The sequence below is a fragment of the Shewanella sp. SM87 genome, assembly GCF_025653705.1.
In the GTDB taxonomy this organism is placed as follows: domain Bacteria; phylum Pseudomonadota; class Gammaproteobacteria; order Enterobacterales; family Shewanellaceae; genus Shewanella; species Shewanella oncorhynchi.
In genome coordinates, this window is record NZ_JAKKSC010000011.1 from 105829 (window position 1) to 118208 (window position 12380).

General features: G+C 45.4%; 12 protein-coding genes. 7 read left to right on the forward strand and 5 right to left on the reverse strand.

Translation table 11 applies throughout. The annotated features are described in order from the left end of the window. The first annotated feature begins 23 nt into the window (after positions 1–23). From L5M11_RS11115 to L5M11_RS11140, 6 genes are all read left to right on the forward strand, one after another. Complete coding sequence (locus L5M11_RS11115) at positions 24–1169, forward strand: HDOD domain-containing protein (RefSeq protein ID WP_263192090.1); 1146 nt, start codon at positions 24–26, stop codon at positions 1167–1169. A 54-nt stretch (positions 1170–1223) separates the two neighbouring features. Then, a complete protein-coding gene (locus L5M11_RS11120; RefSeq protein ID WP_263184501.1) occupies positions 1224–2135 on the forward strand; it encodes an alpha/beta hydrolase in 912 nt (303 codons plus the stop codon). A 308-nt stretch (positions 2136–2443) separates the two neighbouring features. Then, positions 2444–3661, forward strand: coding sequence for an aspartate aminotransferase family protein (locus L5M11_RS11125; RefSeq protein ID WP_105250267.1), 1218 nt, complete (start codon positions 2444–2446; stop codon positions 3659–3661). 127 nt (positions 3662–3788) lie between these two features. Further along, on the forward strand, positions 3789–4808 hold the full coding sequence (gene astA / locus L5M11_RS11130; RefSeq protein ID WP_105250266.1) for an arginine N-succinyltransferase: 1020 nt from the start codon (positions 3789–3791) through the stop codon (positions 4806–4808). Between the two features lie 9 nt (positions 4809–4817). Beyond that, a complete protein-coding gene (gene astD, locus L5M11_RS11135; RefSeq protein WP_263184500.1) occupies positions 4818–6278 on the forward strand; it encodes a succinylglutamate-semialdehyde dehydrogenase in 1461 nt (486 codons plus the stop codon). Between the two features lie 209 nt (positions 6279–6487). Further along, a complete protein-coding gene (locus L5M11_RS11140) occupies positions 6488–7291 on the forward strand; it encodes a DUF1338 domain-containing protein (protein ID WP_263184499.1) in 804 nt (267 codons plus the stop codon). Positions 7292–7393: 102 nt separating this feature from the next. Here the strand turns inward: L5M11_RS11140 and L5M11_RS11145 are convergent, their stop codons facing one another. From L5M11_RS11145 to crp, 4 genes are all read right to left on the reverse strand, one after another. Then, positions 7394–8722: an ATP-binding protein gene (locus L5M11_RS11145; protein WP_113939137.1), complete on the reverse strand. Its 1329-nt coding sequence runs from the start codon at positions 8720–8722 to the stop codon at positions 7394–7396. Continuing rightward, positions 8719–9393, reverse strand: a complete 675-nt coding sequence (locus L5M11_RS11150; RefSeq protein ID WP_131523983.1) for a response regulator transcription factor — start codon at positions 9391–9393, stop codon at positions 8719–8721. The genes L5M11_RS11145 and L5M11_RS11150 overlap by 4 nt, the downstream gene beginning before the upstream one ends. Beyond that, positions 9374–9721: a PepSY domain-containing protein gene (locus L5M11_RS11155; RefSeq protein WP_105250261.1), complete on the reverse strand. Its 348-nt coding sequence runs from the start codon at positions 9719–9721 to the stop codon at positions 9374–9376. Before L5M11_RS11155 ends, L5M11_RS11150 begins: the two co-directional genes overlap by 20 nt. An 82-nt stretch (positions 9722–9803) precedes the next feature. Next, complete coding sequence (gene crp / locus L5M11_RS11160; protein WP_006080082.1) at positions 9804–10439, reverse strand: cAMP-activated global transcriptional regulator CRP; 636 nt, start codon at positions 10437–10439, stop codon at positions 9804–9806. Between the two features lie 431 nt (positions 10440–10870). Here crp and L5M11_RS11165 point away from each other — a divergent pair, with 431 nt between their 5' ends. Beyond that, entirely contained in the window at positions 10871–11650 is a 780-nt protein-coding gene (locus tag L5M11_RS11165; RefSeq protein WP_105250260.1) for a tetratricopeptide repeat protein, read from the forward strand. A 112-nt stretch (positions 11651–11762) separates the two neighbouring features. Here the strand turns inward: L5M11_RS11165 and thpR are convergent, their stop codons facing one another. Next, entirely contained in the window at positions 11763–12308 is a 546-nt protein-coding gene (gene thpR, locus L5M11_RS11170; protein ID WP_198571946.1) for an RNA 2',3'-cyclic phosphodiesterase, read from the reverse strand. Positions 12309–12380 lie beyond the last annotated feature (72 nt).

A 12380-nucleotide genomic window follows, 5' to 3' on the forward strand; every position in this document is an offset into this window, starting at 1 on the left:
TAGCGATATAGGAAAGATTTATAGTGGCGATTTCGGTTGCGGGCGGTGTAAGACCCGGCAAAATTATAGAGATAGAACATAGACTCTATCAACAATTGATCCTCGGAAAGCAAAAAGCGAGCCCGACTCTTTTGGATGAACTCGACCTTGAATTAGAGGCCGATGCAAATAAGTTAGATGTTGAACGCGAAGCCATTTTGGTGCGTTTGATGAAACAAATTAAAGCTAAAGAAGTGTTTGAAGCCGTATCGAGCCAGTTGCATGAAACTGTCATTAACGCCATCGAGCATCAACTCGCGTCCCCTGAATCTGTTTTGGCTAAGTCAGATATCAATGAGTCGCAAATCCTCTTGTTGGAATTATTGCTGGCAAAAAATCTCGATGCAACGCGATTAAGGCCATTGATCAGTAGCTTAAATTGGTTGTGCCGCGACTTAACCAACATGGTCAACAGCCCATCTTTTCGCGCTCGCCGGTCTCAGAGCTCAGATGTGCGGGTCACTGATATCAAATTAGTGATGAATTACATCGGTATCGAAAACCTTCGCACTATTATCCCTTACTTTTGTTTGCGAAATTGGCTTCCTAGTGGCAATGCTAAGTTGTTATGGACTACCCGTAAATTATGGCGCTACAGCATAGTCAGTGGCATAGCGGCAAATGCTTTAGCTCAGCTTCATAATACTGACTCAGCCTTGGTTTATAGTAGTGCCTTACTTAATCAGTTAGGCACATCCGTTGTATTGAGTTTAAGTGCCCGTTTATTCGACCAAACATGGGGATCTTGGATAAGAGAAGCCAGTAGCAGCCGTGATAAGGAAGTGTATGATGCGGTGATTGCCACTGAGTTTCCTGCTAAGGCCGTGTTTGAACAAGTGTTAAGCCATGGCCTTAAACTTAATTGGCAATTATTAGAGTTACTTAAGTTTGAAGCGAGTCCCTTAACTCGGTTGTTAAAGGAGTTAGACCAAACCTTAAGCTATCGAGAATTGTCGCCTCAGTCGGCATTAGTCGCGCGGGCAAACTGTTATGCTAAGGTGGTATTGCTCGAAGAAATGCGTCAAATCGATCCCCAAGAAAAGCGCTTAATGTTTGATTATTATGAGTTAAATGAGCAAGAAGTACTGCGCTTAAAAGCACAAAACTATAGGAAGTTAGATCTGCTGTAATCCTCGGTCTGCTACGTAGCGCCATGATTGCGGCGTTTAAGTAGAGGAAGGGATATGCCAAGTTGGCAAGCATCTGTACTAAATACCATTTTATCCTATGTCGCTAGGCCATCCATCAGTCGTGGACAGGCCAAAATGCCCTTAGCGCAAGTGCGTGAAAAGTTGCTTGAGCTTGATAGACGTTGGCTCCCTTGGCCGGATAAGTTAGTCAGCGCTACCATCCCCTTACAACACTCAAACTTGTTACATTATGTGCTTCTCAACGAACCTTCTCGCCTTGGAAGTCTGTTTTATATCCGTGGCGGAGGCTTCTGTTTTAAAACGCCCCATGCCCATGCAAGACTGGTCGCAGATATCTGCCAGCGTTGTCAATTAGATGCTTATATTCCTGATTATCGTCTCGCACCTGAGTATCCTTTCCCCGCGCCATTTGATGATGTACTTGAAGCCTATAGACGGTTAATTGAGCTGAAAGGCACGGAGAATTTGATCCTCATGGGTGACTCGGCGGGCGGCAATTTAGCCTTGAGCTTGTTGCTGGAATTAAAGCGTTTAGCCCTGCCTTTACCGACCGCCTGTATCTTGCTATCGCCCGCGTTAGACTTAGCACTTACGGGGGATACTGAGTTGATACTCGCAGCCGACGATCCCTTCTTCACCATAGAGGCATTGCTGCGCTTACGTGGCGCTTATCTTGCGGGGGCCGATCCTATGTCGGCAAAAGTTTCCCCCTTACAGGGGAACTTGGCAGACCTGCCGCCTATCTTAGTGATTGCGGGTACGCGGGAGCTATTATTGCAAGATTCTGAACGTTTAGTCGCCCAAATAAAAGCCTGTGGTGGTGAGATAACGGGCTGCTTTTACCCTAACATGCCCCATGTGTTTCCTCTGTTCAATTTATTACCCGAAGCCCTTGAAGTGAGGTCGAAAATTGGCCATTTTGTACTTTCACTCTTGATTCGTTAAAATGGTGTAGTTATTCACATTCAGTGAATAGCTAGCAAAATGAGGGGCAAATAACTTTTTTTCTGACTAATTATGCTGCAAGCCATGGGCTTAACCGCTTGTATAGTTCTTAAACTGCAATCTTTATGCACTTTGGATGGAAGTGCGTGGATTGATGTTTGTGAAAAACTGGTATTTTGATCACATTTTCGCTAATAATGGTTATTAATAGACACAAGCAATCCCAGTATCACTAACTCTAGATAAAGATACCTATGGGACTCTGACGGTGCAAGGCGCCGTTAAACAAACACAAAGGACGAAGAAGAATGAGCGTTGATATGAAGTTGGACCGTGCCCAGTTTGACGCAGTGATGGTGCCTAATTATGCGCCTGCTGCCGTGATCCCTGTTCGTGGCGAAGGAAGCCGAGTTTGGGACCAAGAGGGCAACGAGTTTATCGATTTTGCTGGCGGTATTGCGGTAAATTGCTTAGGTCACTGTCATCCTGCCCTTGTGAATGCCCTAAAGACACAAGGTGAAAAATTATGGCATCTGTCAAACGTAATGACGAATGAGCCAGCCTTAGCATTAGCGACTAAATTAGTTAATAGCACGTTTGCCGACAAAGTGTATTTTGCCAACTCTGGCGCCGAAGCCAACGAAGCCGCATTAAAACTTGCCCGTCGTTATGCCTTAGAAAAACATGGCGTTGAGAAAGATGAAATCATAGCGTTCGATAAAGCTTTCCACGGCCGTACATTCTTCACCGTCAGTGTAGGTGGACAAGCTGCCTATTCCGATGGTTTTGGTCCTAAGCCGCAGAGCATTACTCACCTGCCATTTAACGATGTTGCCGCCTTAGAAGCCGCAGTGACGGACAAGACTTGCGCCATCATGCTTGAGCCGCTGCAAGGCGAGGGCGGTATTATTGATGCCGATCCTGCATTCCTAAAAGCCGTGCGTGAATTGGCTAATAAGCACAATGCACTAGTCATTTTTGATGAAGTCCAAACGGGTGTGGGCCGTACTGGTGAACTGTACGCTTACATGGGTACTGAAATCGTGCCTGACATCTTAACCACAGCTAAAGCGCTCGGTGGTGGTTTCCCTATTGCAGCTATGCTGACAACCGCTGAAATTGCCGAGCATTTAAAAGTGGGCACTCACGGTTCTACCTACGGTGGTAACCCGTTAGCCTGCGCTATCGGTAATGCTGTATTAGATGTAGTGAACACACCTGAAGTGTTAGATGGCGTAAAACATCGCGAGCAGTTATTGCGTGATGGTTTGAACAAAATCAATGAAAAATATCATGTTTTTTCAGAAGTACGCGGTAAAGGTTTACTCTTAGGGGCCGTTCTTAATGAACAATACCAAGGTCGTTCACGCGACTTTTTGGTGGCCTCTGTCGCTGAAGGCTTAATGAGCCTGATGGCGGGTGCTAACGTGGTGCGTTTTGCTCCTTCTCTGGTGATCCCTGAGGCAGATATTGCTGAAGGTCTAGCTCGTTTTGAACGTGCTGTGGCGAGCATAGCTGCCGCCTAAATGACCAAAGGAGTGCTGAATTTATTCGCACTCCTTTTTTGTCAGGGAATACTTACCTGCATCACTGCCTGTCTTTTTGAAGAGAGGTGCCTTGATGCACGGTAAGCCAAAGTGAGGAGACACTAAGATGTTAATCATACGTCCTATTCAGGCTGGTGATTTTGAGGCCTTATATCAAATTGCCGAAGAGTCTGGTCATGGTTTTACGTCATTACCTGTGAATGCGGATCTGCTCAGACATAAAATTGCTCGAGCAGAAGCCTCATTCGTCAAAGCCGTAGAGACTCCCTTCGATGAAGGTTATCTAATGGTGCTGGAAGATACCGATACCCGTGAAGTGGTGGGAACGTGCGCCATCGAAGCGGCGGTGGGAATGGAAGATGCGTTCTACCATTATCGACTCGGTACCGAAGTCTATCATTCTGAGCAAATTGACGTGCGTAACGAGGTCGAAACACTCACCCTTTGCCATGACTACACTGGCGCTGCTGAGATGTGTACGCTGTTTTTGCGTGAAGCATATCGCAAGGGCAACAATGGCCGCATGTTATCCCGCAGTCGATTTCTGTTTTTAGCTCAACATGCGAAGCGTTTTGGCGAAACTGTGATTGCCGAAATGCGCGGTGTAAGCGACGCCGAGGGGCATTCACCTTTTTATGGTTGGTTGCAAAAACACTTTTTGGGCATAGATTTTATTCAGGCGGATTATCTTTCTGGCTTAGGTAAAAAGGCATTTATGGCCGAAATGATGCCACGAAATCCTGTCTACGTTTGTCTGTTGCCGGAAGAAGCGCAGAAAGTGATTGGCGAAGTGCATACCAATACCCGTCCTGCATTAAGTCTGCTGCAGGCCGAAGGTTTTAGATGCCGCGGTTATGTGGATATTTTTGATGGTGGTCCAACGGTTGAGTGTCGTTTATCGGACATTCGCGGCGTGCGTGAAAGCCGTTTATTAACCGTCGATATTGGTGACATGGTCGAAGCCGACACTCAATTTATTATCTCAAATACCCAATTAGCCAATTACCGAGCGACGTCTGCCGCATTGGCCGTGGACGACAAATCCGAACATATTATCATTAGCCCTGAGCTGGCCGCGGGTTTGCTACTCGCAAAAGGCGATCAAATCCGTATTTTGGCAATGTAGGAATAATCAATGACACATTATATTCAAGGCCAGTGGCATGCTGGCAAAGGTCATGACGTGACCTCAATTAACCCTGCCAATGCACAATCTATTTGGACCGGTAAAACGGCCACTGCAGAACAAGTTAATGCCGCCGTTGATGCCGCGCGCGCCGCACAGTTTGATTGGTTTATGTTAGGTTTTGATGCGCGTTTAGCCATAGTTGAAGCGTATCGCAGCCAACTCGAAGCCAATAAAGCGGAACTGGCAGAAACGATTGCCCAAGAAACCGGTAAACCTCAGTGGGAAACCGCGACTGAAGTCGGCGCCATGATAGGCAAAATTGCTTTATCGGCTGCGGCTTACAATAAACGTACGGGCACAGAAGCCAATGATACGCCATCAGGACGTGCGGTTATCCGCCATAAGCCCCACGGTGTTGTGGCGGTGTTCGGTCCTTACAACTTCCCTGGTCATTTGCCGAACGGCCACATAGTGCCTGCGCTGTTGGCGGGGAATACCGTGATTTTCAAACCTTCAGAGCTCACGCCTAAAGTCGCCGAGTTGATGGTCAGCCTATGGGATAAAGCGGGTCTGCCTGCTGGCGTGCTCAACTTAGTCCAAGGTGAGGTGGATACGGGTAAAGCACTGGCTTCTCACCCGCAGCTCGATGGTCTGTTCTTTACCGGCAGCTCACGCACAGGTCATTTTTTACATCAACAATATGCCGGTCATCCAGGCAAGATTTTAGCACTTGAGATGGGGGGCAATAACCCACTGATCATTAAAGGTGTGCAGGATATTAAGGCCGCAGTGCACGATATTTTGCAGTCGGCTTATATTTCATCTGGCCAACGTTGTACTTGTGCGCGCCGTTTATATGTCGAGCAAGGCGAGCAGGGCGATGCGCTGATTGCCATGTTAGTCGATGCGGTTAAACAGATTAAAGTCGGTCCTTGGAATGCGCAGCCACAACCTTTTATGGGCTCAATGATTTCTGAAACAGCCGCTAAGGGTATGGTTGCGGCGCAGGCGAATTTGCTGAACTTAGGCGGTGTGTCTTTGGTCGAGTTGACCCATCTAGAAGCGGGTACAGGCTTAGTGTCTCCTGGCCTTATCGATGTGACAGCGATCGATGCATTGCCGGATGAAGAATACTTTGGACCTCTACTGCAGCTAGTGCGTTACAGTGATTTCGATCAAGCGATCAAATTGGCTAACCAAACGCGTTACGGCTTGTCTGCGGGATTACTTGCCGATAGCCGTGAAGATTATGACTATTTCCTCGCGCGTATTCGTGCAGGCATTGTTAACTGGAACAAACAAATCACTGGCGCATCTGGCGCGGCACCTTTTGGTGGCGTAGGGGCTTCGGGTAACCACAGAGCGAGTGCTTTCTATGCCGCCGATTACTGTGCTTATCCGGTCGCTTCGGTCGAGGCTGATGCCGTGAGTTTACCCGCGACATTAAGCCCAGGTTTGAGCTTGTAAGCGGGTAGAGATTTGACTTTTATGCGGTAAAGAATATGTGGGAAAGAGGAGGAAGGACTAATGTTCTTCCTTTTTAATAACAAGCAGTAACGTTACTTGAGTTTCTACTGTGGGTATGTGTGACGCTACAACAGTGGCATTTAGGTCGTTACATTTAGTGTTCGCGGCAAAATAACAGCAATAACCGCAGCACAATAAAAGGAGTTTTTATGCATACCGACATCAACGCGTTATTTGCCGCTCTGTGGCAAGACTATATTCAAATGACCCCTTCTGCGGCAAAAGTGCACGCGTTGTTGGGTCATGGTAAGCCGATCATCAACGACCATATTGCCCTGCGTACTTTCAATATCGCTAAGGTGAATTTGGATGTACTGGCTAAGCATTTCACTTCGTTAGGTTATGTACCTTGCGGTGATTATAAGTTTGAACAGAAAAAACTGATCGCTAAGCATTTTGAACATCCCGAATCGACTCAGCCTAAAGTGTTTATCTCTGAGCTGTTGGTTGAAGAATTTAGCCCTGTGTTGCAAAAAACTATTCAAGGCTTAATCGCCCAAGTGGACGCTGCAGCGACTACCGCTGACAACTTTATTTACTCAGGCCGTCATTGGTCTTTAGATGCTAAAACCTATCAGGACTTATTAACTGAGAGTGAATATGCAGCTTGGGTAGCGGCTTTTGGTTATCGCGCTAACCATTTCACTGTGTCTATCAATCACCTCGACGGTTTTGAGACTTTAGAGTCAGTGAATGATGCTCTGAAGCAAGCGGGCTTTGTGCTCAATAGTTCAGGTGGTGAGATCAAAGGTTCGCCAGAAGTATTATTAGAACAATCGTCGACTATGGCCGATAAAATTGGTGTTGAATTTACTGACGCGACAGTGGAAATCCCAAGCTGTTTCTATGAGTTTGCGCTACGTTATCCTATGGCTAATGGCGAGCTCTACACAGGCTTTGTGGCAGCGTCTGCCGACAAGATTTTTGAAAGCACCAATGTGAATAAAGCCTAACGTCCTCAAATTGCTTTCTGCATAAAAAAACGCCATCAATTCGATGGCGTTTTTTATGGATATTTCAAACAAGGCATTTAATACGATTGGCATAACCTGGGGCTAGCTAAAGGTCAGCTCGATCCTCAATCCACCTAAGCGAGTGCTGTGATTAAACTGCAGTTCAATCTCGTATTGCTCGGCAATTTCTTTCACTATTGATAATCCTAAACCGTGACCCATCACAGACTCATCAAGCCTTGTTCCTCTTTGTGTGAGCTTATCTAGCTCATCATCAGCAACCCCTGGACCATCATCATCAATACAAAGGCAGAGACGCTCTTGTTGACGCGATAGCTGAATGCTGACTCGGCTCTGGGCCCATTTAAAGGCGTTGTCTAGCAGGTTGCCTAAGAGCTCCATGCCATCTTCCCTGTGAATAGGCAGTCTAAGAATATTGGGATCGAGTTCGAAATTGCATTCAATGGATTTGTTGCGGTGAACCTTATTTAGCGTGTTGGCTAGGCTATGTAAGTCCCTAGGGATCACCAATTGCGCAGCAGGAAGCATATCGCCTGTGATCCTCGCCGCAGCCAGTTTACGCTCGACCATCTTGTGAATCGAATCAAGTTGCTGCTGCAGGGCAATGGCAGTTTCAGGATCTTTGAGGCCAAGAGCTTCAACCTGTTGCTGCATCACGGCAAGTGGCGTTTTGAGCCCATGGCTCAAATTACCTAAGTTATTGCGGCTACGTTCAATTTGCTTGGCTGTGTACTCAAGTAGTTCATTATAGGTTTTTGCTAATGGTTGTACTTCGGGAGGAATATTATTGAGCTCCAGTGCGTTAATTTCCCCTTGTCTTAGCCGAGAAAGCGCGTGCTGTATGTGCTTAACTGGCTTAAAGGATTGACGTAGGATCAAGAATATCCCCGCGATCATAGCAACTAACATCGCCAGATTGACACCAAGCTTAGTGCCATAAACTTCGCTAAACACGCGTCTACCGATACTCAAATCTTGCGCAACGGTTAAGGTGGCGCTGACATTGGCACTGCTGGAATTTAATCCCAGTGATAACAACTGCATATCGTTATTTTTTGGCCCTTTAGCTTGCCAGACGCGGGTTTGATTCGGTGCCAGTGGCTCGATATCTAACTGCATATCCCACAGGGAGCGTGAGCGAATCACTTCATTTGGCAGGTTAAGCTGAAAATAACGGCCTGAATAGGCGGGCTTGTAGAAACTGGAAAGCTGGCTTTGATCTATGCTGATCTCCCCATCGTGGATATGGGTTGCCAGCATGATATGTTCGAGATCTTCTTCTAAGCGATTGATAATAGAGTCGTGGAAGGCCTGACGTAGCATGGACTCAAACAGTATCAGTCCAATCACAGTACCTAACACGAGTAAGCCAGTTAACCATAAACTGAGCTTAGTGCGGATCGAGATCATTCAATAATGCCGTGGAAGATGTAACCTTGGCCGCGACGGGTTTCGATCGTGGTTTTACCCAGTTTCTTGCGTAGATGGGTGACATAAACCTCGACCACATTACTCTCTTTTTCATCGTCAAACTGATAGAGCTTATCGGTTAGCTGCGTCTTAGATAACAGCTTCTTAGGTGACATGAGGAAGATTTTTAACAGCCTGAATTCCATTGCTGTGAGTTCATACAGCTGCTCGGCCACTTTTACTGTTTGCTCTGCTTCATCTAAAACCACGCCACCATAACTCAATTGTTTACTTGAGGTGTTTAGACGACCATGTGCACGGTGGATTAAAGCTTGGATTCGGGCCAATAATTCCTGGGCGTGGAAAGGTTTACCTAAGTAATCGTCGGCGCCAGCATTAAAACCTTCTACTTTTTCATGCCATTGGCTGCGGGCAGTCAGCATGATGACTGGAGTGCTGATCCCTTGATTTCGCCAGCCTTCGAGCAGTTCGAGGCCGTTGCCATCGGGCAAACCTATGTCTAAGATTACGCAATCGTATTGGGTTTCTTTGATCAGATAATCGGCTTCAAGCGCTTTGTCTGTAATATCGGTTACATAGCCAGCGAGTTTGAGTTGTTTCTCCAGCTCGGTGACTAGCATTGGGTTATCTTCAACGAGTAACAGTTTCATGTTTTCGACATTCGCTCGGTAGTGCTATTGATTGATCGGCTTGACCATTTGTTGCATCAATACTGAGATTAACGATTTGGCCACGCTGAACTTTGATTTGCAAATCATAGCGCCATTTATGATCTTCTTGATAGAGATGAGCATCAATTAGTTCACCTTGGCAAAATTGGTTTACTACGGCGAGTGTACCGTTTAAGGACAATATTTGCCCAGAGTTAACTAACGCCTTGGCTTGATAATGTTCTAATTCAATAGGTTCGGCATGCAAGATTATTGGATGCACCAGCGTGAATAGGCTGAAAAAACAGATTAAAAACAGCCGTTTCATTTGAGCTCCCCAATAAAAAATGGCCTAGAATTTATTCTAGGCCACTTTAATAAGGCAGGCTTAAATCAAGCTGAAGACTAACTTAACGGGTACCGTATACCACGATTGTCTTACCATGAGCTTGGATCAAATTCTGTTCTTCTAACATCTTCAAGATACGACCCACAGTTTCCCGTGAACAGCCAACGATTTGGCCTATCTCTTGACGAGTGATCTTAATCTGCATGCCATCAGGGTGTGTCATAGCATCAGGTTGTTTAGCCAGATGTAATAGAGTTTGAGCAATACGGCCTGCAACGTCTAAGAATGCAAGGTTACCCACTTTCTGGCTGGTACTTTGTAGGCGATAGGCCATTTGCGCAGACAGCTTCATCAGAATTTCAGGGTTAACTTGAATTAACTGTCTGAATTTCTTATATGAAATCTCAGCGATTTCACAAGCTTGCTTAGCACGAACCCAAGCGGTACGTTCGGCTTGTTCTTCAAACAAACCTAGTTCACCGATAAAGTCACCTTGATTCAGATAAGAAAGGATCATCTCCTTACCTTCTTCATCTTTAATCAATACCGCTACAGAACCTTTTACTATGTAATAAAGGGTATCTGAGTCTTCACCAGCATGGATAAGAGTGCTCTTTGCAGGGTACTTATGAATGTGACAGTGTGATAAAAACCATTCCAAAGTTGGATCAGGTTTTGGCTTACCAATCAGAGCCATGTTGGTGTTCCTCGATTGATTAAAACGAAAGTAAGAGTATTCTAAATAAGCATTTTACGTCAATTAAACTCACAAAAACTTGATGGAAGTCTTAGTTTAGAATAAGTGAATAAATGCAATTAACCATCTAAAATTAGAGCTTATTTTGCTACTTTAGTGATTTAAGTCAACTAAATCGATATGAAACTCGCTGGATTCACTTAACTCTGTCGAGTTAATCACATCTTACCAGTCTATTTCAGCAGTTTTATTATAGATTATGAATAAAATATGCCACTAAATTACACAATAACATGTTTCACTTTTTAAATTTGACATTCCATTTGGCTTAGCTTCCCCCATTATCCTGAGGTTTGTGTGTATTTAGGCTCGACTTATGGGGTTAATTCTGGCTAACTTTGAGGGCAGTTGTTTTTAAGAGAGGTAAGCAAGTGAAATACAGATTATGGGTTTTAGGTGCAGGTTTAAGCTTAACAATAGGGCTGAGCTCTGCGGCGCACGCATTTTCTATCCCGCAGCCAGCAGCTGAACTTGCGGCCAGTAAGTTTGTGCATATTCAGGTGACGGCAGAGCAAGGTGATGCCGATGCTCAATTTTTGCTGGGATTAATGTATCTCTCTGGACGTTTTGTGTCGCAAGAAGTGCCGACTGGATTGCACTGGATCTCACTTGCCGCCGAACAACAGCATGAAAAAGCGCAGCAAACCTTAGCGGATCTGTCATTTGAAGGCCAATTGATCAAGCGTGACTTGTCAGTCGCTGAGCATTGGTATAAAGCGTTGAGTGAGCAGGGCAGTCGTTGGGCTCAATTCCGTTTAGGCTTTATTTATGCGTCTGGCGGTGACGGTGTGCAGCGCAACTGCGGTAAAGCGGTCGAGCAATTTTCCCAAGTGGGTGATGATGTTGCTTTGGGCAATGTGGCGTGGATTTTAGCAACTTGTCCCGAAGCAGAATATCGTGATGGCAATAAAGCGGTCGAGTTGTCCTTAAAATTACTCAAAGTGAATGAAAACGATCCTACAAATCTTGATAATTTAGCCGCGGCTTATGCGGAGTTAGGCGATTTTGGTGCTGCTATTTCGACGCAGCAGAAAGCGATCGAAGCGTTGAAAATGAATGCTGAAATGACTAAGACTGATGAGTTTATGCTGCGGTTACAAACCTACGAGCAAAAGCGTGCCTATCGCGAAACCTTACGTTTACTCGAATAGGTATTTCTTCATCATCGCTCTCTAGTTAACTGCTATTTTTATTTTAGTATTGATTCATAAGTTTAAAAATAAAGCCTGAGTGGATACTCGGGCTTTTTGTTTTTGATTAAGGTTAACCGAGTGTCCAAGAATCCAGAATGTGATATTCGACACCCGTGCTTGTGCTTTTTGAATGATATAAATGCAAATTATCGGGCGTTAACGTCAGCGTATTCATACCTTTGAGTTGCAATAAAGCCGACTCATCTAGTGTCCATTGTTTTGCTTTTCTAAATAAACTGATGTGCGGGCAAAAGCTGTGCTCACTCCGATGTAATTGCAGTAGGTCGGCAATTTCTTGCGTCTGTTTAGCTAATTGCGCTAACGGCGGCTCAATATCATCGCCTTTCAAGCAAGATACTTGCGCATTGGGCCATACATCGAGCTGGTTAAGCCGAACGCTAAATCTTGGTTTCACTAAGCGGTCAACCGCATCAAGGAGGGCGATTTTTTGCTCGTTGTTAGCTTGACCCATAAAGCAGAGTGTTAAATGCAGATTGCTGACACTCACCGCTTTCGCCTCTGGATTAAGGTGGCATATCAATTGCTGCTGCAATTCACTTAGATATACCCTTTGACTATCTGTGGGAGCGAAGCCGAGAAATAGCCTTTGTTGCATCGGTTTATCATCCTTTTGGAGCGCTTAATATGGATTATCTCAGCGAACACTTTGACGTTAAGCGCATTTGAG